The organism is Kosmotoga olearia TBF 19.5.1, assembly GCF_000023325.1.
GTDB classification, from domain to species: Bacteria; Thermotogota; Thermotogae; order Petrotogales; family Kosmotogaceae; genus Kosmotoga; species Kosmotoga olearia.
The window spans coordinates 384,598-411,378 of the sequence record NC_012785.1; the positions used below are offsets into that span (position 1 = coordinate 384,598).

Sequence of the window (26,781 nt, forward strand, 5' to 3'; positions counted from 1 at the left end):
GACAAAAAACATGGTCATCAAATGATATAATTAGTTAGGAATGCCAACTATAAGAAATAAATTACCACTTTTGTTGACCGCATTGTTCAGATTCATGGCGGTTCTGAGTTTTGGTATGCTTCTCCAGCTCAGATTGAGAGAGCTAGGTGCATCTGTTTTACTTATTACTTTACTATCAACGATCAGAGGAGCAATTACTACTCTGAGTTCACCCGTTTGGGGTGCGGTTTCAGACCACTTTAAAGAACGAAAACTTTTTCTTTTATTGAGTTTGGGTGTACCTACCCTGCTATATCCCATCTACGCTATCCTGGATATTCCGTACACTTTTATAATCATCGCAGGTGTAATAGCCTTCTTCTCTTCAGGTTATGATCCCATAGCCATGGCTATGAGTACAGACCTAGCAGATGGCTCTCTTGTTTCAACATCACATGAATTAGCTCTATTAAACTCAGCCAGTTCGATAGGGATGTTCTTAGGAAGGGTTTCACTTTCAGTTCTGCTTCTATGGCTCTCGGTGAAAAACACGATTTTGTTTTTCTCTGCTATCTCTCTTATGGCTTTTATTCAGGCTTTTTTCATTCCTGAAAAAGCTAACACTCCTGAAGTTGAACGGAGAAAGAAGAGAAGTTTCATCTTTCCTTCAGCAATTTTTGACATTAATCGTATGAAAAGAAACGGTCTGTGGGCGGTTTATCTTGGAAGTTTTATAAGACAATTCGGAATTGCAGGAACAACCTCTCTTATAGCCGTTTACATGACAGAAGTTGTGGGGCTCTCTAAATCTCTTGCTGTGCTGTTATCCGGATTGAATCCTTTACTTCAGATTTTTTCGCACATCTTTTTCGGAAAAGTTATCGGAAAGATAGGTTCCAAAATAAGCCTGGTGATTGGTATTTACCTTTCAGGTATTACACCTCTCTTCTTTGCCCTGTCAAAAAATTGGGTGCTGGTTGCCCTTGCTTATCTTTCGCTTGGTGTCGCTTTTGGGGCTTTTATAAATGGTGCGGCAACGTTTATCACATTGAATTCACCCCAACATAAGAAAGCAGAATTTCTCGGGCTCTTGAGATCGGCAAGGGCTCTTGGCTTTATGCTTGGCCCTGTTACCGCAGGTTTGATCGCCGAACATTCTTACGCGGCTATGTTCATTTTTATGATGACAGTTACATTTTTCAGTGGTACCATGGTTTTGTTATTCAGTAGAGAAAACCCTGAAGACTAAAGTGGGGCCAATATGAAAGAGTTCAATCGAAAACTCTTAAGCATAGCACTGCCGATTACCATTCAAAACCTTATATCTATGAGCCTAAATCTCGTTGACAATCTCATGATCGGGCAACTAGGCTCGGCTGCCATTGCTGCCGTTGGTCTCGTGAACCAGATAAATTTCGTTTTAATACTCTTTCTTTTTGGTGCCAGCAGCGGTACTGGTGTTTTCATTTCACAGTACTGGGGAAATCGAGATCTCAAAAACATAGGAAAAACTATCTCACACGTTTTGAAGATAACCTACGTGGGTGGATTCGTATTTTTCATGTTGCTTTTCTTCTTCCCACAGCAGATCATAAGTTTCTTCTCCAGGGATATTACCGTCGTAACAGCCGGCGTTGCATACTCAAAAATAATCTCTTTTACAACGTTTCTGATACCGTTCACCTTTGTGATGGCGATGGCACTTCGAACAATAGAAAAGCCAAAGATACCAATGTATATAAGTTTCGTGGTTCTGGCTTTCAATACCGTCGGCAATTACCTTCTTATATTCGGCGTTGGCCCTTTTCCGGAAATGGGTGTGAAGGGTGCAGCAATCGCGACTCTTTTATCAAGGATCATAGAGTTTTTTCTTTACCTGTACGTCCTGCTTAAACCGGTAACTGCCTTAACTATATCGAGGCATGAATTTCTGGATTTCGATACGGTTCTTTTCAGAAAACTCATGGTTGTCGCTCTGCCGGTAATCGTGAACGAGTTACTATGGAGTGTCGGCATGACAACCTATTCTTTCATTATGGCACGTATAGGAACCGAAGCGCTAACTGTAAAAAACATAGTTAGCACTCTGGAAAGCTTCGGCTTCATCATTTTTGGCGGGATGTCAGCAGCAACTGTAGTAATGGTAGGCTCAGAGCTTGGAAAGAAAAATTACGAAAAAGCTTTTAAGAATGCTATCAAGTTGTTAAATCTAATGGTGGTCATTGGAGTAATAACAGGAATCGGGATTATCTTGCTGTCACGCTTTTTAATAAGAATGTACAATGTCGAAGAAGTCATAAAATCGACCGTAGTAATGGTGATGATTATAGTGGGATTAGCACAGCCTGTAAAAATGTTCAACGGCCTCAATATAGTCGGTGTACTGCGAAGTGGTGGAGATACAAAAACAGCAATGTTTCTTGAACTCTTCAGTCTATGGGGAATTGGAATCCCGCTGGTTGCTCTAAGTGGTATAGTCCTCAAGTGGCCATTGCCCTTTGTGTTTTTGATGATGCTTCCGGAGGAGCTCTTTAAAGCTTCTCTGGGTATGTTAAGAGTCCATTCGCGAAAGTGGCTAAGGAATGTGATAGATTGAATACTTGTTATTTTAATAAGTTTAAATCAAATTTTCAGAAGTGATATATATCGCTGTTCGAAAGAATGATAGAATATATTGAGAATTATTCTCAATAAGCCCAAAAAGGTGATGCCAATGAAGATAAAGTTATCCGAACTTCCAGAAGGCGCGAAAGGAAAGATTCTGGAGTTGTACATTCCAGTTGAGCTCCGGGAAAGATTGTTTGGTCTGGGATTTGTTGAAGGAGAACAGATAGAGGTTCTCAAAAGAGCGCCTTTGGGTGATCCGGTAGTTTATAAGATAAAGGGATCTTCCGTAACATTACGAAACGACATAGCCTCGAAAATAGTGGTCGATTCTTCCATATTTCCTCTTTACTATGCTGAACCGGGAAAATATAAGATCGTCAGGATTTTTGGAGGGCGCGGAATCCTGATGAAATTGCAGCAAATTGGATTAATTCTAGAGAAAACCATAGATGTTGAGAAGAACTCTTTCGGTAAAGTTACAATATTACTGGATGGGAAAAAACACGTCCTGCCCAGGGGTCAGGCATTGAAAATTCTTGTTGAGGAGTTCAAATGAAAGCAGATAACAGATCACCGCAGCAAAAATTCAAACCCATAAAAAAAATTCCAGAAGATAACGGTAGTATAATACCTACAAAACGCTTATCGGTGGCGCTGCTCGGTAATCCTAACGTTGGAAAAACCAGCATCTTCAACGCGCTCACCGGCGCAAGGCAATACGTCGGGAACTGGCCGGGGGTAACCGTTGAAAAGCGCATCGGGATAATGTACCACAACAATATAGAATTCAAAATCACCGACCTTCCAGGTACCTATACACTTTCCGCAACAAGCCCTGACGAGAAAATCGCCCGTGATTTCCTTCTCTATGAATCTCCGGATATCGTTATTGTTATTTCAGATGCCATAAACCTTGAACGGAGCCTGTATCTATTGCTCCAGGTTTTAGAATTGCGCGGTGATGTAATTCTGGTGATTAATGCTATCGATGAAGCAAAGAAAAGCGGCATCTATATAGATAAAGCAGAAGTAGAAAAACATCTTGGAATCCCCGTTGTCCTTACCTCCGCAGTTACAGGTGAAGGTATTCCCGAGTTAAAAAACATCATGTCAAAGATGAAAGAAGGTAAGGTACATGTGCACTATGTCTTTGACGATGAACTAGAAGAGGAAATCAGCCGAATTTCATCCATTCTCGTTGCACGTAGAGAACTTAAAAACTATGATGCAAGATGGTTAGCGATAAAAATCCTGGAGGGTGACACTGAAATCCAAAAATTAACGGGGATTGAAATCAACAGGGAATTTTCACAGGAACTCGCTGTAACACGATATCGTTTTATAAAACAAATTCTGCGAGACGCTTACAGCAGAAAAACAAAAACAAAATGGGATTTAAATACAGCCATTGATCATGTTATAACCCATAAGTTTCTTGGCCTTTTGATATTCCTGATCATAATGTATTCGGTCTTTCAACTAACCTTTAGCTTTGGAGCTCCTTTTTCTTCCCTCATTGAGGAAGTAATAGAAGGGTTAGCGGGATTTTTTTCGTCTCTTATTCCCGTTCAATGGCTTTCATCGTTGATCTCCGATGGAATCATAAGTGGTGTGGGTGCTGTTCTTGTTTTTGTGCCAAATATCTTCATTCTCTTCCTGGCTCTCGGAATCCTTGAAGAAAGTGGATATCTACCAAGGGCGGCATTCGTCATAGATCGAATAATGTACGCAATGAAACTCAGCGGACGATCCTTTATGTCCATGATTCTCGGTTTTGGCTGTAACGTTTCATCGATAATGGCAGCACGAGCTATCAACGAACCTCAAGAGCGGATAACCACTATTCTTGTTTCACCTTTCATCAGTTGTAGCGCTCGATTGCCTGTTTATGTTCTGATCGCAGGAACTTTTTTTGGCGCAAAAGCCGGGTTGGTTGTGTTTTCTCTGTATATTTTGAGTATCGTTTTCACGGTCCTGTCAGCGCTGTTTTTCAATAAATTACTTTACAAAGGCAAACCCGCTCCCATGATAATGGAACTTCCGCGCTACAGACGTCCTACCGTAAAATCACTGCTCATCTACACATGGAACAGAGGAAAGCATTTCCTTGAAAAAGCGGGAACAATCATCTTTGCAGCATCGATCATCATATGGTTCTTATCATACTTTCCCTCAGCTGGAAATGTGCACGATAGCTATGCTGCTATGCTTGGAAGAGTACTTGAGCCTCTTTTCAGACCGATAGGATTCAGCTGGCAAATCGTTACCAGCCTCGTGTTTGGTATTGCGGCAAAAGAGGTAATCGTTTCAACTCTCACAATGTTTTACTCAACCGGTGCAAATCTGGGTGGAGGAACTCTTACACTTGTTAATAGTTTAACCCCGCCTACGGCCTTTGCTTTCTTGATATTTGTTCTCCTTTATGTACCTTGCATAGCAACTCTTGTAGTTATGAAAAATGAAACAGGTAGCTTAAAATACCCTATTATCTCTGTTGTATACAGTTTCACACTGGCATACGTTATGGCTCTATTGTTTTCTTTCATAGGAGGTTATATCCCATGAATAACTCCCGGATAAATGTTTTATTATGGCTCATGGGTACTCTTTATTTTCTGCTTGGCCTAAATACTCTGCTTGGTTTCTTTCTCGCCGAAAAAGATTTAATGTTTGCAATTATGCTCATGGTAAACGCCGCTATTTATCTCTTTGGCCTGCTGGAAAATCCCGAAAATCTCAATAGAAGAGCCGCTCATCTTCTGGTTGGAAGCTTCTTTTCCTTTCTCATCTTATTCTTCAAAATCTTCATACTCATAGGGTTGTGGTTGTCGGGAATTGTGGAGAATATGTGCATGTTATCCATTCCGGTTACCAATATTCTCGTGATTTTCTCGGGAATTGTAGCCTCTTTCATCTACGCTGCAACGCGTAAATTATTTGATTAAACCCTCATGAAATAACATATTAACCAGATTCAAACAGGTTTATCACTTTATGTGGTAATATGTTTTGTGTTTGGAGGTGATTATGATGGCAAAAATTTTTGTCATAGATAACACATTGAGTATCAGACGATTAATGAAAGACATCCTTGAAAGAGAAGGATACGAGGTTGAGAGTTTCGCAACCGCCGAAGAAGCTCTTCATGAGATAGAGAAAAATGAACCTGATCTGGTGATGGTAGATTTGAGATTACCATCTATGGATGGTATTACCTTTATAAAAACACTGGAAGAGAATGGTTTCATTTTCCCGATTGTCGTTGTATCGGATATTACTTCGCCGGAAGCCATTACCGAAGCTTTCAGACATGGGATTTGCGATTTTATCAGTAAGCCTTTTTCGCCTGAAGAAATTGGAAGTGCTGTAGAAAGGTGCATCAAGAATGATGAAAGTCTCCAAAAACGCGCCAGAGAAATAGAGCGCATGCTGGAAAAAAGTGACTTTAGAAGGGCATTGAAACATATAAGCAAATTGTTTTCCGATTTTCCAAACTCTGCTTATCCGCATTTTCTTTACGCTTTGGCTCTCAAAGAATCAAGACGCGGGGAAGCAATACGTCATTTAAAAGCAGCTTTAGCTCTTGAACCAGGCTTTATGAGAGCGAAAAATGAACTCGAAAAACTTGAAAATTCCGGGGATGGTGAAAAATAAATGCCAATTGTCAAAGGTGCATTGAAAAAGAAAGGGTACTTCGTTGTTATCTTCGGTTGTGGAAGATTGGGATCGAGAATTGCCAACTGGTTATCTTCAACAGGGAACAGCGTTGTGGTTGTGGATAAAGACGAAAGAGCCTTTGATGCTTTGTCTTATGAATTTACCGGATTTAAAATAGTCGGGAATGCAAACGAACTTGAAACGCTCAAACTTGCCAAAGTAAATAAGGCGGATTTCGTTCTTTCGCTCACTCCTGACGACAATACGAATATAATGGTTGCTCTGGTATCAAAGGAAATCTTTGGTATTCCCCAGGTAATCGCACGTGTTTATGACCCGAACAACCTTGACATGTTCTCACAGTTTGGGATAGAAATAATATGTCCTACTTTGCTTGCGGTTGATAGTGTAAAGTCGGCTCTTTCATTTATGGGCGGTGAGGAAAAATGAAGGTAGCTATCATTGGTGGGAAAAACCTAACATACTACCTGGCAAAAGGATTGATTTCACGCGGCTACAGAGTTTATGTCGTCAATAAAGACGAAGAGTATTGTGTTGATCTTGCGAAACGTCTGAAAAAAGTTACCACAATCGTCGGTGATGGGGCTAGGCGACATGTTCTTGAGCAACTTGAACTGAGCGAAGAAGACCAATTCATAGCTTTAACCCCCAATGACCAGGATAATCTCATAGCCTGTCTCACTGCACAAAGATTACTCGGGATCCGAAGACCGATAGCGCTAATTAACGATCCTGATAACAAGGAAGTTTTTGCAAAAATGGGAATCACCGCAGCCATAAGCCCGATAGAGATGATTTCCATGACTTTAGAAGATAGCATTTTCCGGGAGCAGATTACGAACCTTATACCAGCGTCCGAAAAACTCTCTGTTTTTCGGATAGATCTGCACAGCACAGCACCGGTAATAGGAAAAATGGTGAAAGATCTGGAACTTCCTGAAGAAAGTGTAATCGGGGCGATTATCAGAGGCGACGAGGTTATAATACCCCGGGGTAACACGCAGATTTCCGAAAACGACACTCTCATAGTTCTAAGCAATCCCGCTGTTCAATCAAAAGTTTTTGAAGCGTTATTGGGAGAGGTATAAATGTATCCAAAGGCATTAAAGAAACGATATAAAGTGATTTTTGGTTACATCGGGGAACTCTTTGTGTACTTTTCGGTCGCGCTTTTAACGCCCTTAATAATAGGAATCTGGCATCCTGAAGAATTTTCAAACGCCGAACCGTTTATTTATGCTGCTTTGATCAGTTTCCTCTTCGGTATGGCATTCAAGCTGTGGTTGAAAGTAAAACCGGGTACGCCACTATCCGTCCAAGAAGGAGCTATAATCGTCGTTTTCGTCTGGATCTTTGGCATAGTTTTCTCAGCTCTTCCTTTCGTTTTTGGAAACATTCTAAATTTCTCTCAGGCCATATTCGAATCAACCAGTGGTTGGACTACAACAGGTCTAACTCTTGTGGATGTAACAAAGATTCCAAGAGTTTATTTGGTTTGGAGAAGCCTGATGCAATTTCTCGGTGGTGCGGGGTTCGCTATCATAATGATGTCAGCTATTTTGGGACCTGGAGGATTCGGGCTTTACCACGCGGAAGGTAGAATCGACAATCTCGTTCCAAATATAAAGAGCTCAGTAAGAAGGATATTGCTGATTTACTTCACTTACGCAATTGGCGGAATAATAGCTTACAAAATTGCCGGGATGAACTGGTTCGACGCTTTTAACCATTCGTTAACAGCACTCGCCACCGGTGGGTTTTCAACCAGAGCTGGATCGATCGGTGAATTCAACAGCGTGGCTATCGAAACTGTTACAATAGTTCTTATGATACTCGGAACAACAGGATTCGGCATTCACTATACTCTCTGGAAAGGAAATTTCAAGGCTTTCGCAAAAAATGGCGAACCGAAACTCATGGGCTTAATACTTTTATTCTTCACCCCCATGTTGATGTCAACCACTTTCAATATGTTAGCGGCGAGTTCTTCAAGTTCTTTCAGGTTAGCAGTCTTTCAAGCTGTCTCAGCGCTTACAGGTACAGGATTTTCAACGGTTGATTTCACTAATTGGGCTTCAAAAGGACTTTTTACCGGTCTCTATCTTCTAACGCTCCTCATGATTTTCGGTGGAGACATGGATTCGACCTCAGGTGGGTTGAAACAATACCGTCTTTACGCGCTCATAAAGCTCATAGGTCTTGAAATAAAGAAGTTCTTTCTCCCCAAGAATGCTGTTGCCGTTACAGAGATCTGGAAAGGGGAGAAAAAGCGTTATATAGATTCTAACCTTGTGAAAGAAATCCTCATAGTGTTCACTATGTATTTCTTGACCTATACAATCGGCACTGGCATAATCAGCGCTTACGGATACAGTCTTGCAGACTCGGCTTTTGAATTTGCCTCTGCTTTGAGTACCGTGGGGCTTTCCGTAGGCATTACCCGTCCGGATGCTCCATTGGGCATCATCTGGACAGAAACCATTGGCATGTTCCTCGGAAGACTGGAGTTTCTTGTCGTAATATTCGGTATAACAAAGATGTTCAAAGATGCCTTTTATATAGCTACCGTTCGTAAAAGGAAAGCTACGGAGGTGTAACCATGATAACCAGAATAAAGGGAACACAGGATGTGTTTTTCGAAGAGATAAAATACTGGCACTACATCGAAAATACTATCCGAAAGATAACAAAGCTGTACGCATTTGAAGAAATCCGCACACCCATTTTTGAACATACAGAGCTCTTCAAACGAAGTGTTGGTGAATCCACCGATGTTGTACAAAAGGAGATGTACACCTTTAATGATAAAGGTGGGCGTTCTCTCACTCTGAGACCGGAAGGTACAGCAAGCGTGGCAAGGGCTTACGTTGAAAATGGTTTTATAAACAGGGGTTCCCCCTTGAAGCTTTTCTATGTAGGTCCTATGTTTCGCTACGAAAAACCTCAGGCAGGTAGATTGAGGCAGTTTCACCAATTTGGTATTGAAATACTGGGTTCGCATGATTCAACCGCAGATTACGAGGTTATAGAACTGGGGATAAACTTTCTGAAGGAATTGGGAATAAGTGGCACTAAATTGTATATAAACAGTGTTGGTTGTAATAAATGTAGACCTAAGTATAACGAGGTACTAAAAGATTACTATTCGGACAAGCTCTCCACGCTTTGTGATGATTGTAAGCGGCGATATAACACAAACGTTCTCAGACTTCTCGACTGCAAAATAGATAAAGAAGTGGCAGAAGGTGCTCCATCGATACATAATTACCTTTGCGATGACTGCAAGATCCATTTCGAACAGCTGCAGTATTACCTTAAATCGAGAAACCTGGATTATGAAGTCGATCATAAGCTGGTAAGAGGGCTTGACTATTACACAAAAACCGCTTTCGAAATCAGATCAAACATGTTAGGAGCACAGGACCAGGTTCTTGCCGGGGGCCGATATGACGGACTTGTAGAATACATCGGAGGAAAATCCGTGCCTGCTGTTGGTTTTGCTGCCGGGATGGAGAGAATGATTCTTCTATTAAAAAAGATGGGAATTGAGCCGAAGGTTGAAGAACTAAATACCGTTGCCATTCTTCCCATGAATAAAGAAGCCTTTGTAAAGGCTTTCGAATTTGCAGAAAGGCTCAGAAAGAAAGGAATATCTACTTTTGTTGATGTTATGGAACGTAACTTGAGAAATAAATTCAAGCACGCGAGCAGAATTGGCGCAAAAATTGCCGTTGTTATTGGTGAGGAAGAATTGGAAAAAGGTTTTGTTACCATAAAAGTCATGGAAGAAGGCAGTCAATATACGGTGGATTCGGACTGGATGGCCGACTACATCTTCAAGAAACTAAAAGAATTATAGGCATTTTTGGTTGTTCAGGAGAGCATTTTAAAGATAAACAATGATAATCAGACTTAACTGTGTACAAAAACCTCTTGTGGTGTGTTATCATACTTACGAGGCATGATGACTCCGCAGGAGGGATTTTTTATGAAAAAAGAAAAGATACTGGAGTTTCTAGAGGCTTCCCCAACAATCCAGGATCTCAGGAAGTTTGCGAAGATGTTAGGGTTGAGAATCAAGCGAACCATGAGAAAAAGAGACCTCATACGCCTTTTAAAAACCGAAGCAAACAAAATGAAAGACATTTCGTCCGTAACCTCAAAAATCAGTACGCCCGAAAGCAAAGATCAACCTCATCTTCCTTCGAAACCCGAAAACTTCGATCTCCCCAACTCATACACCAAGGATAAATTGGTGATGCTTCCTGTTAATTCCAGATGGGTCTATCTCTACTGGGATTTTTCCACAGAAACTCAAAAACGCGTCTTTGAATGTGGAGGAAAACTTGTTTTGAGAGTGTATGATGTTACAAACATAATTTTCGATGGTTCTAACGCCCACAAAATCAAAGAAATCACGCCTTCCGGAAAAACTAACAACTGGTATCTTAAGGTTGATTTTTCTGATGCTAATTACCTTGCAGAAATCGGAATCATAGAGAACAATAAATTTACCCCGCTTATAAGATCAAATATTGTAAGAACACCTGTCGCTTTTCCTAAATTCAAGGAAAAGGAAGAATGGTTGATATTGAACAATCAGGAAAAGAAAGTTGTAAGTGCTCTCGAATCCGAAAAATTTCGCAAAGCAGCTTTCCCATTTGAAAACAAACCCACAAGCTTCTCGAACCCTTCCTCTGAAGAATTTTTAAACTATCTATTTCGTTCAATAAGCGGGAGGAAGGAATTATGAAAAAAGGTTATTTTGTTCTGGTGCTTCACGCTCATCTGCCATACGTAAACCACCCAGATTTTCCTCAATTTATGGAAGAACGATGGCTCTTTGAAGCAATAACTGAAACCTACATCCCCCTTCTACGAGTTTTCGAAAAGCTCGAACGTGATGGAATCAGATTCAAGATCACAATGAGCATCACTCCTCCTCTAATGGAAATGCTGGCTAATCCTGATTTAAAGAAAAAATATCAAGAGCATTTAGACAAGTTAATCGAGCTTTCCAAAAAAGAGGTTGAAAGGACCTCCAAAGAAAATCCAAAAAAGCACAAAATGGCTAAATTTTACCTTCAGGATTTCACAAACATAAAAGAGTACTACTCAAGACTCGATGGGAATCTTATAGGAGCCTTTGCAAAATTTCAGCAAAAAGGGTACCTGGAAATCATAACTTGTAACGCAACGCATGGATTTCTTCCACTAATGGCTAGATACCCAGAAGCGGTAAACGCACAGATTGAAATAGGTGTTCAGACTTACAAACGTCATATTGGAAATTCTCCAAATGGAATATGGTTGGCAGAATGTGCTTATGTTCCCGGGATCGATAGATTCTTAAAAGAAAATAATCTTTCTTTTTTCTTTGTAGATTCACATGCTCTATGGTATGGCGACCCGGCTCCTCGATATGGTGTTTATCGACCGGTTATAACCCCAAATAACGTCTTCGTGTTTGCTCGCGATCCGGAATCAAGTCAGCAGGTTTGGAGTGCCGAAGTTGGATATCCCAGTGACTACCGTTACAGGGAGTTTTATCGGGATATTGGCTTCGATCGTGAAGACTGGTACATTGCACCAAATATAGACCCAAGTGGTCAACGTTGTAATACCGGAATAAAGTATCACAGAATAACAGGCAAAGATGTTGATTTGAACAAAAAAGAACTTTACGATATAGACGAAGCAAAAAAAGCCGTAAAAGAACATGCAAAAGATTTTGCTACAAAAAAGAAGTTACAAGTCGAAAAACTTTATGATAATTTCGATGGCGTCGAACCTGTGATTGTAGCACCTTTTGACGCTGAGCTTTTTGGGCACTGGTGGTATGAAGGTCCTCTATTTATTGAAGAACTTTTCAGACAGCTTCATGCCATTGATGAAGTTGTTCCGACCACACCACCAGAGGTTATTTCTTCTCTCGAAATGATACAAATTGTTACACCAGCTGCCTCATCATGGGGAAGTAACGGTTACAATGAGGTCTGGTTAAACCGAAAAAACGACTGGATATACCGTCATCTTGACGAAGCCGTTGAACGAATGATAGAACTTTCAAAAAAATATCAAAATACTCATGATCCACTCACAAAAAGAGCTTTAAATCAGATGGCTCGAGAACTTCTTCTAGCCCAGTCAAGTGATTGGGCTTTTATTATGACCACAGGAACAACTGTAGAATATGCAGTTAACAGAACTAAAACCCATATGAAAAGGTTTCTGGAACTGTATGATCAGGTAATAAGTGGTAAAATTAACGAGAGGGAATTGAAAATTCTGGAATGGGTCGATGGGATTTTTCCTGATATCGACTTCAGAATCTACAGCAAAAACTTTTGAAGGAGGGGTAATCGTGCCCGAAAAGTACTTTGAGGTAAGGTGGCACGGCAGAGCTGGGCAGGGAGCAAAAAGTGCTTCTCAACTTCTCGCTGAGGCCGCACTTGAAGCTGGTATGTACGCTCAGTCTTTTCCAGAATACGGAGCTGAGCGCTCTGGAGCTCCAATGAAGGCTTTTAACAGAATATCAGACGTTCCTATTAGGGTTCATCACACCGTTGAAAACCCGGATATCATCGTGATAGTAGATGACACTCTGCTCGGACTGTCCGCCATCACAGAAGGTGTTAAAGAAGATACAGTTATGATTGTAAACACGGTAAGAGGCAGTAATTTTGTAAGAGAAAAGACCGGTTTCAAAGGCAAAATATTCACAATTCCAGCAACAGACATTGCTCTTGAAGAAATTGGGAGAGGAATTCCAAATACCGTTATGATTGGTGCACTTTTGAAAGCTTCGAATGACAAGATACCTCTTGATGCGGTATTGAACAGAGTAAAGAAAATGTTTAGCGGGAAGCTCACCGAAGAAAAAATCGAAGCTAATTTGAGAGCGGTCCGCAGGGGATACGAGGAGGTGAAATGATGGCTCAAAAAGGCTGGAAAGATATTCCAATAGGCGGAATTATTGACACCCCGGGTTCTGCTCGTGAATACAAAACAGGTACATGGAGAATAATGCGTCCCATATGGGATGTTAACAAATGTATAAATTGTATGCAATGCTGGCTTTTCTGCCCTGATCTTGCCATCATTCAAAATGACGCCAAAATGGAAGGAATCGATTACGATTACTGTAAAGGTTGCGGAACCTGCGCAGCAGTGTGTCCAAAAGATGCCATTGAAATGCGACCTGAAACGGATTTCCAGGGGGAGGAGTGATCTGAATGCCAGTTAAAAAAGCGATTACCGGAGCTGCGGCGGTTGCAAATGCCATGAGGCAAATAAATCCTGATGTTGTCGCTGCTTATCCAATAACTCCTCAAACACCTATCGTTGAATATTTTGCGAAATTCGTTGCCGATGGTATTGTCGATACAGAAACAATTCCTGTTGAAAGCGAACACAGCGCGATGAGTGCCGTTGTCGGTGCTGCTGCCGCTGGTGCGAGAGCTATGACCGCCACCAGCGCTAACGGTCTTGCACTGATGCACGAAATAGTTTACATAGCTGCCAGTTCAAGACTTCCAATCGTTATGCCAGTCGTCAACAGAGCTCTCAGTGGACCGATAAATATCCACTGTGACCACAGTGATACCATGGCAGAGAGAGATTCCGGCTGGATTCAGCTGTTCTGTGAAAACGCTCAGGAAGCTTATGACCTTACCCTTATCGCTCTCAAACTAGCTGAGAGAAAAGAAGTTAGGCTTCCAGTTATGGTTAACCAGGATGGCTTTATTATCTCCCACGGCGTGGAAGTCGTAGAGCTTCTTGACGATGACGTGGTTAAGGAATTTATCGGAGAATCCACTCCGATGTACTCTCTTCTTGACATAGATCACCCTGTCACTTACGGGCCACTTGACCTCTACGATTATTACTTCGAACATAAACGCCAACAGGTAGAAGCTATGGAAAATGCTTATAAAATCTTCCCGGAAATCGCCGAAGCATTTGAGAAGATTTCCGGTAGGAAATACTGGTATGTTGAACCTTACAAAGTTGATGACGCTGATTATGTAATGGTTGCTCTCGGCTCAACAAATGGAAGCATCAAATACGTTGTAGATGAATTGAGAGAACAGGGGAAGAACGTTGGTCTTTTGAAAATCACCATGTTCAGACCCTTCCCGAAAGAATTTATAAGAAAATATCTTGACGGTAAGAAAGGTGTTATCGTTCTTGATCGTTCACTGAGTTTCGGCGCGGAAGCACCTCTCTACTCCGAGATCAAATCTATCCTGTACGAGGCTAACTCCAGGCCTGCTATCGGCTCTTATGTCTATGGTCTCGGTGGAAGGGACATAACACCCGCAATGATAAAACAGGCTTTTGAAGATGCACTCAGTGGTAATCTCAACAGCGACGAACAACGTTACCTCGGCTTGAGAGAGTGACTTGGGGGTGAAATGGTATGGCTATTAATGTGATACAGCTTGCAAAGGAATTCGCCAAAAAGGATATCGGTATAACTCAGGGTCATCGTCTTTGTCCAGGATGCGGCGCACCTAACACGGCAAAGATGGCCTTGATGGTTGCCAAGCACCTCGGGTACGAACCCGTTGTGGGTTTTGCCACAGGTTGTATGGAAGTTTCTACCACAATCTACCCATATTCCGCATGGAGTGTTCCATACATCCACAACGCTTTTGAAAACGTTGGGGCTACCATAAGCGGTGCTGAGACAGCATATAGAGCACTCAAAAAGAAGGGTAAGCTTCCAACGGATAAACCAATAAAGTTCTTCGCTTTTGCAGGAGATGGCGGAACCTACGATATAGGGCTTCAGTCTCTTTCAGGTGCAATTGAAAGAGGTCATGATTTCGTTTACATCCTTTATGACAATGAAGGATATATGAACACTGGAAACCAGAGAAGTGGTTCCACACCTCCTGGAAGCCAAACAACAACGGCGCCCGTTGGAGAAAAAATACCCGGAAAGCTGCAGCTCAAAAAGAATATTGTAGAAATTGTTGCGGGGCATGAAAATGTTTACGCCGCCACAGCTGCTATCGGCGAACCCATTGATTACATGAACAAGCTCCAGAAAGCCATCGAATTCGACGGGCCCGCTTTTATAGCTGTTATGGCTCCATGTGTCAGATTTTGGAGAATTAAAGAAGATTCTGCTCCGGCTATCTCAAAACTTGCTGTCGAAACCCTGTACTGGCCGTTGTACGAATACGAAAGAGGAATCTACAGAATAACCAGAAAACCGAGAAATATAAAACCGGTAGAAGAATTCCTGAAGGCACAACAGAGGTTCAGAGCCCTTCTCAATCATCCTGATAGAGATAAAATAATCGATATGCTCCAGAATTATGTCACCAAGAAATGGGAAAGGCTCCTCGCTCTGGAAGAAGCTACAAAGGATAAACCACTTCGTTAAAATTAATGTTTAAATGGAAAGCTTGCTATGATATAATCCGTAAAGTCAGGGGAGGTTAATCGCCTCCCCTTGTTGGTTGAGGTTTTGTGAGGAAATATAATGGTGTGTGGAGGGAGTTGAAGAACCAATGCATGAAACAAGATGGATGAGAAAAATTCAGGTACCGATCATCTGGACGATCGCTATACTTTTTGCTGCCGGGGTTATCTGGTGGTCAGTGGCAACCTATATGTCCGGTAAAAGTCGTGAAACTGGAAGCACGACACCCACCAACAGTGCAAGACCCGAGGACGCCTTTGCGTATCTTACCAAAGACGGTACCCCCCTCGAAGATCCTATTTACTGGATCTCTTATTCTGAATATGATGATACTGTTAGAGATGTTTTATCCAGTCTAAGTCAACGGAACATACAGCTTGATCCTTATTTCAAAGGTTCGGCTGGAATGAGCGAGATCGATGTTCGATATATGGTTCTTCTTGATTTAATCGATCAAAAAATACTCATATATTACGCAAAGAAGCACAACATCTATCCAACAGAAGATGAGATAAACACCAGGGTTGAGGAAATAGTTTCTAAATATACCAGCGATGAAAATTACAAAGCACAAATAGAGCAATATTACGGTTCTGTTGAGGCTTTCAAGGAAAAGGTCAGAAAAAGTATTTTCCCTTCAGTGTTAAAGGAAAAGGTTCAGAACGATGTCTTGAAAGATGTTGATCAAAAACTAAAGACTTATTTTGAGGAAAACAAAGATGAGATAAAGAACAAATACGAACGGGTTGAAGCAAGTCACATACTCTTGACTTCAGAAGCCAGTGCTCTGGAACTAAAAAATGAGCTTTTAAACGGTGCAATTAATTTTTCAGATGCAGCAAGTGAATTTTCTATCGATAGGAATTCAGCTGTTCTGGGCGGAAGTCTTGGAAGTTTTGGACACGGACAGATGGTAAAGGAATTCGAAGATGCTGCTTTCTCAGCAACCCCCGGAGAAATTGTTGGGCCGGTTGAGACTAAATACGGTTTCCATCTGATAAAAGTTGCAACCAAAACAGTTTTCGATACTTTCGATGAACTTAAGTCAAGCAGCGCTTACGATCAGTTCAAAAATGATTATGAAAGTGACGAATTTAAAAAATGGTTTGAGAATTACAAGAATAACGAAAAATTCGGATATGTTATAAACGACGAAGAATTGAAAATCTACAACGAATTTAAAAAAGTCCAGAATGCTGGAAATACCGATGAATATCTCAAAAAATTGAGTACCACCATTTTCAACGAAAGTGGTGGAATTTCGGTTGAAGGTAGTTATTTGCCAATTGCAATCTTTGTGCAACTTTCAGATGAAAAACTAAACAACCTGAAATATGAACTCAACGACCTTAAAGAAATGAAAAAGTTGAGCGAAACCACACCTGCTACTATTTTGTCCTTGAGTAATGAAGAGATTGAGAAAAAACTATCAGAACTCAATGACAGCACAGATACGAAGTTGAAAGATCTATACAGCGACGCAAAAAAATTGAAGGAATATCAATCTAAGTACGGCGAAGATATAAATTCTGTGAATGAATTACTGGAAACAAAACAAAAGGAATTTGACGAACTGAACAGCAGATTTGCTACAGCCGTGAAGTTTCTTTACAACATGATGCCCTATTCCTTCGAGGTATTGAACTACATGTATCGTGTCGATTCTGAAAATCCAGAGGTTGTCCTAAGATACAATGAAGGTGTGTACACTCATAATTTAAAACCATTACTGGATAGTCCAAGCACTTTACAGAGTTATCTTGATTATTACAAACAGCAACTTGGTGATAATGCGAGAATGTTTCTTATAGACTATCCGCTGCAGAAGATAGAGAGGGATTTGAATACCAAAATTATAAATGCAACCAATGCGGCAACAGATTTGAAGGTTTCAGCCCTTTACCTGCTTGTGGATGCTTACGAAAAATTAGCATCCTTGCCGGATCAAAACAACATCCTGGTTGAACTGTACTTGAGAGGTGAAAAACGTTATCTAAACGAGCTGAAAAAACTTCTCCCAAACGATAATGATGTTGCGTCTAAGCTTGAATTCGTAGAAAAGCAAATTGAAGAACTTCAGCAAGAAACAACCCCACCGGCCACTGAGTAATAAAAAATTCGGGGTGGCCTGAAAGCCACCCCGAATTTTTCTAAACGTGCTTTTTGTTTTTTGGCTGGGGCGGGAGGATTCGAACCTCCGGATGTCAGATCCAAAGTCTGATGCCTTACCAGCTTGGCTACGCCCCAATGCAAAACTAATTGTAGCATTGCTAAATGATACTGTCAAGAACGCAATAACCTGACCATGGGGGTGAATAAATTGGAAAATATCAAAGTTAAAATCAACAAACTCAACACCGAAATTGAGGTGCCGAAGGGAATAGCTTTTTATGAACTCGCCGAAAGGTTTCAAAAGCACTACGATTCTCCCATAATGGCTGCAAGAATGGAGAACTCCCTTGTTGAGTTGCGAAGAAAGCTAGAAAAAGACGCGGTAATCGATTTTATTGATCTTTCCAACATCGATGGTATAAGAATCTACACAAGAGGAATACTTTTCATTCTCTTTATGTCTGTCAGGGAGGTTCTTGGAAAAGTCAAGCTTTACGTCCACCATTCGCTGGGTTCCGGCCTGGTTTGCGAGGTCGTTGGAAAAAACGTGGGAAAGGAAGAACTTGAGAAAATAGAATCAAAGATGCGAGATATCGTTGAACAGGATCTCCCTTTCTCAAAAGAAACCATCGATAAATTTGAAGCCATCGAACTGTTCAAACTAGATCAACAGATGGAAAAATCTTTGTTGTTCAAGTACAGAAAAAAGAGTACCGTAAACATCTATAAATGTGATAACTACTTTAATTATTTCTACGGTTATATGCCCATGTCCACGGGCTGTCTCAAACACTTTGAACTCTTGCCCTATGGAGAATATTTCATTCTGAACCTTCCCACCCCTTCATCTCCAAACAAAGTTCCAGCGTTTGTTGATCAGCCAAAGCTGGCCTCAATATTCATGGAGCATGAACACTGGGGGAAAATCTTAAATGTCAAAACTGTTGGAGAACTGAACAAGATAATAGCAAAAGGTCCTGACAGCATAGCTGAACTGATAAAAATAGCCGAGGTTCTTCACGAGAAGAAAATAGCTTACATTGCTGATAAAATAGTTAATAGAAAAGGAACCCGGTTGATCCTAATCGCTGGACCTTCAAGTTCAGGAAAAACAACCTTTTCGAAACGTCTAATGATCCATTTGCGCGTTCATGGATTGAGACCCGTTCAGATTTCTCTCGACGATTATTTCGTTGACAGAGAAAAGACACCGAAAGATGAGAACGGCGAGTATGATTTCGAATCCATATATGCCCTTGATCTGGAGCTATTTAATCAGCAGATGACCGAACTGCTCGCGGGTAAAGAGGTCCACCTTTCTCGTTTCAATTTTAAGGAAGGTCGTCGATACTTTAGAGATGAAACCGTGAAAATCGAAGAAGATCAACCGATTATTGTAGAAGGCATTCACGGACTCAACGAACTCCTTACAAGTTCCATTCCACGGGAAAAGAAGTTCAAGGTCTATGTCAGTGCTCTAACACAGATGAACCTTGATGACATGAACCGAATACCAACAACCGACGTCAGACTTTTAAGGAGAATTGTTCGCGATCACAAATTCCGGGGCCACCCGGCTCAACAAACAATACATATGTGGGGTAGTGTGAGAAGAGGAGAGGAGAGAAATATTTTCCCATTCCAGGAAGAAGCTGATGTAATGTTCAACTCAGCACTGGTTTACGAACTAGCTGTATTGAAAATGTTCGCAGAACCCTTACTCTTAGAAATAGACAACAGCGTCCCTGAATATTCAGAGGTAAAACGCTTGCTGAGATTTATAGATTACTTTTTACCAATAACCAATCTTGAAGAAATTCCGAGAACTTCCATAATCAGGGAATTCATCGGAGGGAGTTCTTTCAAGTATTAAAGTGAGGTGGACACGGTGAACGAGAACATCTCAAAAGATGACCTCATCAAACGTCTAAGACGAATAGAAGGGCAAATCAGAGGACTTCAGAGAATGATTGAAGAGGATAGAAATTGCCCCGATATAATGACTCAGGTGTCCGCTGTGATGTCAGCTCTTTCTAAAGTATCTGAAATGATCGCTAAAGGCTATGCCCATCAATGCCTTATGGAAATAAGCGAAAAAAAGGATATAGCAGAACTTGATAACTTAATCGAGACTCTTCTGAAGTTCAGGAGGTTATAGTTTGCTTAAATATGGTGATAAGGTTCTAATCTATTTAGAAGATGGCTCTGAGTATATAATCACCCTTGAAGAGGGAAAATTTCTGGGAACCCATTTCGGAAATATTTTTCACGAAGATATTGTCGGAAAGGAATACGGTGATAGCATAAGCTTACGGAAACACTCAGCGTATATACTTAATATAGGGATTGTCGATCACATATTCTCGCTCAAAAGGAAAACGCAAATCGTTTATCCCAAGGATATGGGATTTATCCTTTTGATGCTTGATGTAAAAAATGGTGATCTTGTTGTTGAATGCGGTTCCGGGAGTGGCTCGATGACCTCGGCCCTTGCAAGAGCTGTAGCACCGGATGGTAGGGTTGTTTCTTACGAAAGAAGGGAGGAGTTTCACAAACTGGCTAAAGAAAACGTTGAATGCTTTGGCCATTCAGAAAATGTGGTTTTCAAACTCAAAGATATCTCCGAAGGAATAGATGAAAGCAATGTGAATGCGTTTTTTCTCGATGTACCGGAGCCTGTTCCACACCTAAAAACTGTCAGTAACTCGCTCATTGGTGGAGGTCGGTTTTGTGTTGTCTGTCCAACGGCGAATCAGGTACAGGATGTGCTCAGAGAATTGAGAAGGTTACCGGTAATAAAAGTGGAGATCTGGGAAACATTCATCAGAAAAATGAAGCTCAATCCGGAGCGTTTTAGACCCGAAGACAGGATGGTAGGCCACACCACATACATGGTTTTTGGAATCAAGGTAAATGAGGGAGGAGTCAGGTATGAAGAGAATCGTTAAAAGTGTACTTATTGTCGGGATTATTGCTGTTGTTTTTGTTCTCAGCGCATTTAAAGCGTTGACATACGACGAGATGCTCAACAAATTTCAGCCGGTATTCGAAATCATCTCTTACGTGCAGCATAGTTACTATGACATAGAAAAGGTTGATTACGATAAGGTTCTTGACGAAACACTCAAAGGGGTAATGAAAGGACTGGATGATCCTTTCGCGTGGTATTTTACACCGGTACAAAAAACCGAGAACAAGATAGATACAGAGTCCAAATATGGTGGTATAGGTGCCGTTGTCCAATACAATACAAAATACGACGCTCTTGAAGTTGTAGCACCTATGGTTGGGAGCCCTGCCGAAAGGGTTGGTTTAAAGGTGGGAGACATAATCTTTGAAGTAGATGGCCATAAAGTATCTGAGACAGGATATTACGAATCAGTAAATCTTCTTCGTGGAAAACCAGGAACAGATGTCACAGTTAAGGTCTATAGAAAAGGCGAAGATGAACCCCTTGTGTTCACGATAACCCGAGCAGAAATCGAAATTAAAACGGTTAAATATTCAGCGATAGACTACAACAACCATAGAATCGGTTACGTAAGAATAACGCATTTCAGCGAACCCACTTACAATGAGTTTCAGAAAGCGATGTTCTCTCTTCTGGAAGCAGATGGACTCATTATCGATCTCAGAAACAACCCGGGTGGTTTGCTTGGAAGCGTTTTGAACATCTCGAGTCTTCTTATCCCGGAAGGTTTGCCTGTCATAACAATCCGTGATAGAAACGGAGAAGAAAGAATTTACAGATCCTGGGGAAGCAATTTTAGTGATTTTATAAAGGGTAAGCCTATAGTGGTCCTGGTTAATGGGGGAAGCGCTTCTGCCTCCGAAATACTGACAGGAGCTCTGAAGGATCACAAAATAGCCACCGTTGTTGGTACAAAAACCTTTGGAAAGGCGGCGGTTCAAACCGTTTATGACCTTTCAAATGGCGGCGAAATATGGCTCCCAACAGCACATTACTTCACCCCCTCGGGTTCCGATATACATTTGAAGGGAATAGAACCTGACATAACTGTGGAGGCTTCTGAAACAAGCACAAATGACGGCAGGGAACTAACGGTATCAAAGGTTCAACTTGACCCTGAAACCGATGTACAGCTGAAAACCGCCCTCGAAATCATTGCAGACAAACTTGGTGGTGCCGAATAATTTTCTATGCGTCCCCTAGCTTATGTTTTGTTGATAGGAATTTTTGCAATAACCTTTGGTTCGGTTATTGTAATCACAAGTTCAAAGGCTTTAACGATAAACAATACAATAGAACGCTATCCCGTACCGGTTTTTAAGGCAAGAAACTTTTTCAAACCGGTTTTTGACGAACTCAAAAAAAAGCTTGAGAGGAATAGAATTCTGGTTTCAGTACTGAAATGGATTGAAGACAGGCAATTTGACAAATTGCACCTGCAGATCAGTGATACAACCGTTGAGTTATGCACCCCGGATATAGAGATATACGAAGCTATCATAAACCGTTTAGTAATGGAAATCGGGGCCAGAGGCGAAAAAAAACAGGAATACTTGAAGTTCTTTGGGAAGCGATATGTTGAATTTAGCGAAATAAGATTGGGGGCTTTCATCGTTCGATATATTCCCGGGTATATTCCTGTAAATGAAGATGATTTTGATACCGCAGAACTGCCAGAATATTACGTTCTTGAAGACGATAGCCCTGGTAAGATAGTTATGTCTGTATTAAAAGGAAAAGCCCCTATTGTTGTATATTCATCTGAGAATGAACTTAAAAATCTTGAAGCCACCCTCCAGAAATACAGTCTGCTGGCTTTACCAGCAAAAGACTATCTGAGGTGAACCATGGAGATATTCTTTGATCTGATTTTCAGGCCCAGACGAGCTATGAAAAAATCCAACATCTATTCTTTGATAACATTGCTTTTCATCGTTGGGGTTTTTATCCCATTTCATCTCCAATTTTCAAAGAGATTGTCTTCACTAACCGGTTATGAAATTCTTGGCGTAAAAGCTTTCATTATCTTTGTCATGATTGTAATCTTCTACGTTTTCGGTACCGCAGGAATTTATTTTATCCTTTTAACCTTTGACGAAAAATTCCGTTATTCGCTGATTCTGAGCTATTTTCCATACGTTTTTACTCCTATCAGTCTTTTTTTTGGCAACATGGGAAGTTGTTTTTTCCTTGTATTAATCGGATGGTCCTTTTACCTTGAATATCTCGCTGTTAAACTCAATACAAAAGCCGATATGACGAAATCTCTCATGACAATGCTAATATTTAAAAGCCTCAGGGTGATATCAATCCTCTGGCTTATTTTTCTGTGGTGATCATTATGCAAAAACTAAGCAGATTCGTTTTCACGTATCGCGTACCGATAGTAGTGTTTTTCGTCGTTATATCAGCAATAGGATTCTACCTTTCAACGAATCTTGTGGTTGATTCTGATCTCCTGAAGTTACTTCCACGGGAAAGCGACGTTGTGAAAAGATACGAGAATTTTGTTAAGTGGAGTAGTACAGACGATGTTACCTTTATAGTTTTAAAAACCAACAACAAAACCCAAAAAGGGCTTGACGAACTAAAAGCAGCTGCCAAAAAGCTGTATCAGGATTCTTACACCTTTCCACATATAGAAGACTTTATTAGATTCGATCTATTATCAAACCTTGGTGCTCTGAGCCTCGTTCTGGTCGATCCTTCGGTTCTTAAAGAGCTATCTCCCGAAGAATTTGATTTTTCTGATGAGTTTAAACGCCTGGTGAACTACGACTTTTCGGCTATTCACGATATCGGTATCGCTTTCTCCGAAACATTACAGTTAAAGGATAAGATTTTGAGTGATTCCACAACGACCTTTGAAAGTTTTGTAAGGATACCATCAGAATTTCCTGAAAATGACCCCATGATCCTTGTCATGGGGATCAAGCTTGATGGTCCTTCATCTGATGTTGATTACGTTGATCTGGTTATACCTCAATTGAGAAAATGGGTGAAGAGTGAAATAAGTGAATACAATATAAGCTTTAACCTGACAGGGGATCACCAAGCAACCTATGAGTCACATAAACAGGCAAGCAGAGATTTTATGGTCACTACAATAGTGTCTTTGATCGGTATCGCCTTGCTTTTTTATCTGGCCTATTCAAGCTTTAAAGTTACTATGTACATCTTTATCTCACTTGCCACATCTATGTTTACCACACTCGGGCTCGCATTTTTGATATTCGGAAGATTGAACATAGTCACGACGTTCGTAAACGCTATAACTCTCGGTTTGGGTATTGACTATGGAATTCACATAATAACAAGATTATCGGATGAAGTAAAACGGCGCAGAGACCCTGTGCTCTCGTTGAAGCATACCTACTACGCTGTCACCAAACCTCTCCTGGTAAGCCTTTTGACAACGATCTTGGTCTTTATTCTTTTAGCTATTATAGATTCTCCAGCCATTAGAGAACTCGGTATTTTAACCTCCGTTGGGCTTTTCGTGTTTTTTATTACCATGTATATCTTTTTACCGGCACTATCAATCGGTTCTTTTTTGAAACCAGGTAAAGTAATGAAGATTCACTCTCTCGATCGATTCTTCTATGCTACCTCTGCAGTTGTAAAACGATATTCCATGATATCCTTAAGCATTATAGTTACAATCTTATTGATCTTCAGTTATATAGGATTTGTCAGTATTTCAAATTTCTCCTATACCCCGCCTGGATTGATGTCCGAAGAATCTGAAATGCTGAGCACTTTGCACCTTCTTGAGCGGGTCTTCAAAGCCGATGTCACCAATTCTGTACCAATACTGGCAGACAATATAGAACAAGTGGAGGAAATCTCGCGAATTCTCGATGAAAATGAATACGTCGAGGGAAGCTTTTCCATCCTTACCATATTTAAAGAAGATAGTGATGAATACATGAAGCAGTTTAAAGAAGTGGTTCGAACGCTGGATAGATTCAGAGGGAATCCTTTAATGGAAGCATTCCTGAAAAAAGCAAATTATTATGACGAACTCTTTGTGCTGTTAGACGAATCCGAAAAGATCGAATCTGGAAAAGAATTGATAGACTTTATCTCTGAGACACTCCCGGAATCTCTCAAAAAGCAATTCATATATCTCTCTCCTGACGGGAAAAAATATTACATAGTTACTGCGTATCCCGCAGCACATCTTTATTCCAGTAACTTCATCAAACGTTTCTTTGATAGCCTTGGGGAGCTGGTAGAAAGAGTAGAGGGTTATCCAAGAATCTTTTATTACATAATGGATATCATAAAGAAAGTGTCTTTACCGGTTTCTGGTGTTGCGATATTGCTTGTTTTTCTGATTGTATCTTTAGAAAGAAAGAATATTTTCGACGGATTGAAAGTTACCTTTTTGATGATAGGCATTTTACTTTCAATGTTCGGTATCATGAATCTAATTGGAATTAAAACCACCTTTATAACTATAATCACCGCTCCACTGATTATCGGTATTGGAGTCGATTCCCTGGTTCACATGATCCACTCTTCTACAACGTACAATCTTTTTGAAGCCGGGCGTACACTGAAATCAGTAACAATGTCTTCAGCTACAACAATGCTCGCATTCTTCAGTTTTTCTCTGGCCGAAGGTAGACTATTGAGAAACTTCGGTTTGACTCTAACCGTTGGGGTTTTCCTTGCCTTGCTGGTTGCAGCCTTTGCTATTCCTGTGCTACCATGGAATAAAGAACGTTGAATGGAGGGTTAGAATATGCCTTTACACCTGCTTGTTGCTTATCTTGTTGCCGACCACGCTTTCGTAAACAATTATAAGCTTGGTGATTTAGCAAAAACCGGGTGGATAAAACACCTTATCTGGGTTTTCCTGGTTTTTCTCGCTTTTACTTTTGATCGTTTTCTCGGAAATGCATTCGGATTGCTTCTTCTTATCGGTGCCTTTGTATGGGAAATAGCGCTGAGATTTCTAAGAATAAGACTCGGGAACGATCTAAGCGAGGTGCTTTCTATCGGATTTTACATTCTGTTGTCGTTTCTTTCTGCTGATCTTTTGAAAACATCCTATATTACCCCGGAATTTTCATGGTATCTTATGGGGATGCTTGTGGTTACTGTTGGCGTAACGTATTTTCTGAGAAAGGGAATAATCGACAGGAACGCTACCGACACCGTTGGAATCTCTGAAAGACTCGTAATATTTATATTCACCTTCGCAGGTCATTATGAATGGGTTGCAATTTCTATCCTTTTAGGTCTGGTATATCGCTTGATTTTTTCCAAAGAAAAAAAGATCGAGTGGTTCATAAGTCCCACAGTGGGCATCGTGATTTCTATAGTATGGAAAATTACAATGCTGGGAGTATTCTGATACATGATTTATGCCATAGGCGATATCCACGGTTGCCTCGAAAGTCTTAAAAAGCTCATAGAAAAAATAAATCCTTCGCGCACTGATATGTTGATATTCGTTGGAGATTATATCGACAGAGGCCCCAATTCAAAAGGAGTAGTCGATTTTCTTATAAAATTATCCAGAAGTCGAAAATGTATTTTCATTCGTGGTAATCACGAGCAAATGTTGCTCGATTACCTGAACGGTGGAAAAACAAGAAAGTTGTGGCATTTTAATGGAATGGAATATACGATAAACAGCTATGGTGGGATAGATAAAATCCCAGAGAAACACATTCGCTTCTTCGAGAAAACCATCCTTTTCCATGAAACCGATGAATATGTTTTCGTTCACGCGGGCGTTCGACCGGGTATTCCGTTAAACAAGCAAAAAGACGGAGATCTTCTATGGATAAGAGATGAATTTATATACGCTGAATGGCCAGTAAAAGACAAAGTAGTCATTTTTGGTCACACACCAGTTCTCCAGGAACCTCTGATTATGAAGGACAAGATTGGTATTGATACCGGATGTGTTTATGGTGGAAAGCTAACCGCTCTTAGGTTGGATGACATGTGTTTCTTCTCAGTTAAGTCTATCTTCTAACGT

The 26,781-nt window shown here is 40.7% G+C and carries 26 protein-coding genes and 1 tRNA gene; 26 read left to right on the plus strand and 1 reads right to left on the minus strand.

Annotated elements, in window-relative coordinates:
* Positions 1-40: 40 nt before the first annotated feature.
* From KOLE_RS01880 to KOLE_RS01960, 17 genes are all read left to right on the plus strand, one after another.
* Positions 41-1,228, plus strand: a complete 1,188-nt coding sequence (locus KOLE_RS01880; RefSeq protein ID WP_012744879.1) for an MFS transporter — start codon at positions 41-43, stop codon at positions 1,226-1,228.
* A 12-nt stretch (positions 1,229-1,240) separates the two neighbouring features.
* Positions 1,241-2,575, plus strand: coding sequence for an MATE family efflux transporter (locus tag KOLE_RS01885; protein WP_012744880.1), 1,335 nt, complete (start codon positions 1,241-1,243; stop codon positions 2,573-2,575).
* Between the two features lie 117 nt (positions 2,576-2,692).
* Positions 2,693-3,142 (plus strand): FeoA domain-containing protein, encoded by a 450-nt coding sequence (locus tag KOLE_RS01890; protein ID WP_012744881.1) that lies wholly within the window; start codon positions 2,693-2,695, stop codon positions 3,140-3,142.
* Positions 3,139-5,151: a ferrous iron transport protein B gene (gene feoB, locus KOLE_RS01895; RefSeq protein ID WP_012744882.1), complete on the plus strand. Its 2,013-nt coding sequence runs from the start codon at positions 3,139-3,141 to the stop codon at positions 5,149-5,151. The genes KOLE_RS01890 and feoB overlap by 4 nt, the downstream gene beginning before the upstream one ends.
* Positions 5,148-5,531, plus strand: coding sequence for a hypothetical protein (locus KOLE_RS01900; protein ID WP_012744883.1), 384 nt, complete (start codon positions 5,148-5,150; stop codon positions 5,529-5,531). Before feoB ends, KOLE_RS01900 begins: the two co-directional genes overlap by 4 nt.
* An 82-nt stretch (positions 5,532-5,613) precedes the next feature.
* A complete protein-coding gene (locus KOLE_RS01905) occupies positions 5,614-6,240 on the plus strand; it encodes a response regulator (RefSeq protein WP_012744884.1) in 627 nt (208 codons plus the stop codon).
* Positions 6,241-6,693, plus strand: coding sequence for a potassium channel family protein (locus tag KOLE_RS01910; protein WP_012744885.1), 453 nt, complete (start codon positions 6,241-6,243; stop codon positions 6,691-6,693). It abuts the gene before it with no gap.
* Positions 6,690-7,352, plus strand: coding sequence for an NAD-binding protein (locus KOLE_RS01915; protein ID WP_012744886.1), 663 nt, complete (start codon positions 6,690-6,692; stop codon positions 7,350-7,352). Before KOLE_RS01910 ends, KOLE_RS01915 begins: the two co-directional genes overlap by 4 nt.
* The gene (locus KOLE_RS01920; RefSeq protein ID WP_012744887.1) at positions 7,353-8,861 is read left to right on the plus strand and encodes a TrkH family potassium uptake protein; all 1,509 of its coding nucleotides are present in this window, start codon (positions 7,353-7,355) and stop codon (positions 8,859-8,861) included.
* 2 nt (positions 8,862-8,863) lie between these two features.
* Complete coding sequence (gene hisS / locus KOLE_RS01925) at positions 8,864-10,123, plus strand: histidine--tRNA ligase (RefSeq protein WP_012744888.1); 1,260 nt, start codon at positions 8,864-8,866, stop codon at positions 10,121-10,123.
* A 129-nt stretch (positions 10,124-10,252) separates the two neighbouring features.
* Complete coding sequence (locus KOLE_RS01930) at positions 10,253-11,017, plus strand: DUF4912 domain-containing protein (RefSeq protein ID WP_012744889.1); 765 nt, start codon at positions 10,253-10,255, stop codon at positions 11,015-11,017.
* Positions 11,014-12,615 (plus strand): glycoside hydrolase family 57 protein, encoded by a 1,602-nt coding sequence (locus KOLE_RS01935; protein ID WP_012744890.1) that lies wholly within the window; start codon positions 11,014-11,016, stop codon positions 12,613-12,615. The genes KOLE_RS01930 and KOLE_RS01935 overlap by 4 nt, the downstream gene beginning before the upstream one ends.
* 13 nt (positions 12,616-12,628) lie before the next feature.
* A complete protein-coding gene (locus KOLE_RS01940; RefSeq protein WP_012744891.1) occupies positions 12,629-13,198 on the plus strand; it encodes a 2-oxoacid:acceptor oxidoreductase family protein in 570 nt (189 codons plus the stop codon).
* Positions 13,198-13,494 carry a pyruvate synthase subunit PorD gene (gene porD, locus KOLE_RS01945; RefSeq protein ID WP_012744892.1) on the plus strand — a complete coding sequence of 99 codons (297 nt, stop codon included), beginning with the start codon at positions 13,198-13,200 and terminating at the stop codon, positions 13,492-13,494. The genes KOLE_RS01940 and porD overlap by 1 nt, the downstream gene beginning before the upstream one ends.
* Positions 13,495-13,499: 5 nt before the next feature.
* Positions 13,500-14,669, plus strand: a complete 1,170-nt coding sequence (gene porA, locus KOLE_RS01950; protein ID WP_012744893.1) for a pyruvate synthase subunit PorA — start codon at positions 13,500-13,502, stop codon at positions 14,667-14,669.
* A gap of 17 nt (positions 14,670-14,686) precedes the next feature.
* Entirely contained in the window at positions 14,687-15,661 is a 975-nt protein-coding gene (locus tag KOLE_RS01955) for a thiamine pyrophosphate-dependent enzyme (protein ID WP_012744894.1), read from the plus strand.
* A gap of 127 nt (positions 15,662-15,788) precedes the next feature.
* Positions 15,789-17,810 carry a peptidylprolyl isomerase gene (locus KOLE_RS01960; protein WP_012744895.1) on the plus strand — a complete coding sequence of 674 codons (2,022 nt, stop codon included), beginning with the start codon at positions 15,789-15,791 and terminating at the stop codon, positions 17,808-17,810.
* Between the two features lie 61 nt (positions 17,811-17,871).
* Here the strand turns inward: KOLE_RS01960 and KOLE_RS01965 are convergent.
* Positions 17,872-17,947: transfer RNA gene (locus tag KOLE_RS01965), tRNA-Gln, on the minus strand.
* Between the two features lie 73 nt (positions 17,948-18,020).
* Between KOLE_RS01965 and KOLE_RS01970 the strand changes: the two genes are divergently transcribed.
* Genes KOLE_RS01970 through KOLE_RS02010 form a run of 9 tightly spaced genes read left to right on the plus strand, consistent with a single transcriptional unit; the run spans position 18,021 to position 26,778 of the window.
* Entirely contained in the window at positions 18,021-19,685 is a 1,665-nt protein-coding gene (locus KOLE_RS01970; protein WP_012744896.1) for a nucleoside kinase, read from the plus strand.
* Positions 19,686-19,700: 15 nt separating this feature from the next.
* Positions 19,701-19,970, plus strand: a complete 270-nt coding sequence (locus KOLE_RS01975) for a metal-sensitive transcriptional regulator (protein WP_012744897.1) — start codon at positions 19,701-19,703, stop codon at positions 19,968-19,970.
* Position 19,971: 1 nt separating this feature from the next.
* A complete protein-coding gene (locus KOLE_RS01980; protein ID WP_012744898.1) occupies positions 19,972-20,760 on the plus strand; it encodes a tRNA (adenine-N1)-methyltransferase in 789 nt (262 codons plus the stop codon).
* Positions 20,744-21,967 (plus strand): S41 family peptidase, encoded by a 1,224-nt coding sequence (locus KOLE_RS01985; RefSeq protein ID WP_012744899.1) that lies wholly within the window; start codon positions 20,744-20,746, stop codon positions 21,965-21,967. The genes KOLE_RS01980 and KOLE_RS01985 overlap by 17 nt, the downstream gene beginning before the upstream one ends.
* Positions 21,968-21,994: 27 nt before the next feature.
* Positions 21,995-22,627, plus strand: coding sequence for a hypothetical protein (locus KOLE_RS01990; protein WP_158302999.1), 633 nt, complete (start codon positions 21,995-21,997; stop codon positions 22,625-22,627).
* A 3-nt stretch (positions 22,628-22,630) separates the two neighbouring features.
* Positions 22,631-23,119, plus strand: coding sequence for a hypothetical protein (locus KOLE_RS01995; protein WP_012744901.1), 489 nt, complete (start codon positions 22,631-22,633; stop codon positions 23,117-23,119).
* 5 nt (positions 23,120-23,124) lie between these two features.
* Entirely contained in the window at positions 23,125-25,518 is a 2,394-nt protein-coding gene (locus KOLE_RS02000; protein ID WP_041288616.1) for an efflux RND transporter permease subunit, read from the plus strand.
* A 15-nt stretch (positions 25,519-25,533) separates the two neighbouring features.
* Positions 25,534-26,148 (plus strand): hypothetical protein, encoded by a 615-nt coding sequence (locus KOLE_RS02005; RefSeq protein ID WP_012744903.1) that lies wholly within the window; start codon positions 25,534-25,536, stop codon positions 26,146-26,148.
* Between the two features lie 3 nt (positions 26,149-26,151).
* A complete protein-coding gene (locus KOLE_RS02010) occupies positions 26,152-26,778 on the plus strand; it encodes a metallophosphoesterase family protein (protein WP_012744904.1) in 627 nt (208 codons plus the stop codon).
* The last annotated feature ends 3 nt before the right edge of the window (positions 26,779-26,781 follow it).

Excerpts from the sequence above, each read along its gene's own strand:
- KOLE_RS01880 (WP_012744879.1), top strand. The coding sequence starts at position 41 with ATGCCAACTATAAGAAATAAATTACCACTTTTGTTGACCGCATTGTTC.
- KOLE_RS01885 (WP_012744880.1), top strand. The coding sequence starts at position 1,241 with ATGAAAGAGTTCAATCGAAAACTCTTAAGCATAGCACTGCCGATTACC.
- KOLE_RS01890 (WP_012744881.1), top strand. The coding sequence starts at position 2,693 with ATGAAGATAAAGTTATCCGAACTTCCAGAAGGCGCGAAAGGAAAGATT.
- feoB (WP_012744882.1), top strand. The coding sequence starts at position 3,139 with ATGAAAGCAGATAACAGATCACCGCAGCAAAAATTCAAACCCATAAAA.
- KOLE_RS01900 (WP_012744883.1), top strand. The coding sequence starts at position 5,148 with ATGAATAACTCCCGGATAAATGTTTTATTATGGCTCATGGGTACTCTT.
- KOLE_RS01905 (WP_012744884.1), top strand. The coding sequence starts at position 5,614 with ATGATGGCAAAAATTTTTGTCATAGATAACACATTGAGTATCAGACGA.
- KOLE_RS01910 (WP_012744885.1), top strand. The coding sequence starts at position 6,241 with ATGCCAATTGTCAAAGGTGCATTGAAAAAGAAAGGGTACTTCGTTGTT.
- KOLE_RS01915 (WP_012744886.1), top strand. The coding sequence starts at position 6,690 with ATGAAGGTAGCTATCATTGGTGGGAAAAACCTAACATACTACCTGGCA.
- KOLE_RS01920 (WP_012744887.1), top strand. The coding sequence starts at position 7,353 with ATGTATCCAAAGGCATTAAAGAAACGATATAAAGTGATTTTTGGTTAC.
- hisS (WP_012744888.1), top strand. The coding sequence starts at position 8,864 with ATGATAACCAGAATAAAGGGAACACAGGATGTGTTTTTCGAAGAGATA.
- KOLE_RS01930 (WP_012744889.1), top strand. The coding sequence starts at position 10,253 with ATGAAAAAAGAAAAGATACTGGAGTTTCTAGAGGCTTCCCCAACAATC.
- KOLE_RS01935 (WP_012744890.1), top strand. The coding sequence starts at position 11,014 with ATGAAAAAAGGTTATTTTGTTCTGGTGCTTCACGCTCATCTGCCATAC.
- porD (WP_012744892.1), top strand. The coding sequence starts at position 13,198 with ATGGCTCAAAAAGGCTGGAAAGATATTCCAATAGGCGGAATTATTGAC.
- porA (WP_012744893.1), top strand. The coding sequence starts at position 13,500 with ATGCCAGTTAAAAAAGCGATTACCGGAGCTGCGGCGGTTGCAAATGCC.
- KOLE_RS01955 (WP_012744894.1), top strand. The coding sequence starts at position 14,687 with ATGGCTATTAATGTGATACAGCTTGCAAAGGAATTCGCCAAAAAGGAT.
- KOLE_RS01960 (WP_012744895.1), top strand. The coding sequence starts at position 15,789 with ATGCATGAAACAAGATGGATGAGAAAAATTCAGGTACCGATCATCTGG.
- KOLE_RS01985 (WP_012744899.1), top strand. The coding sequence starts at position 20,744 with ATGAAGAGAATCGTTAAAAGTGTACTTATTGTCGGGATTATTGCTGTT.
- KOLE_RS01995 (WP_012744901.1), top strand. The coding sequence starts at position 22,631 with ATGGAGATATTCTTTGATCTGATTTTCAGGCCCAGACGAGCTATGAAA.
- KOLE_RS02000 (WP_041288616.1), top strand. The coding sequence starts at position 23,125 with ATGCAAAAACTAAGCAGATTCGTTTTCACGTATCGCGTACCGATAGTA.
- KOLE_RS02005 (WP_012744903.1), top strand. The coding sequence starts at position 25,534 with ATGCCTTTACACCTGCTTGTTGCTTATCTTGTTGCCGACCACGCTTTC.
- KOLE_RS02010 (WP_012744904.1), top strand. The coding sequence starts at position 26,152 with ATGATTTATGCCATAGGCGATATCCACGGTTGCCTCGAAAGTCTTAAA.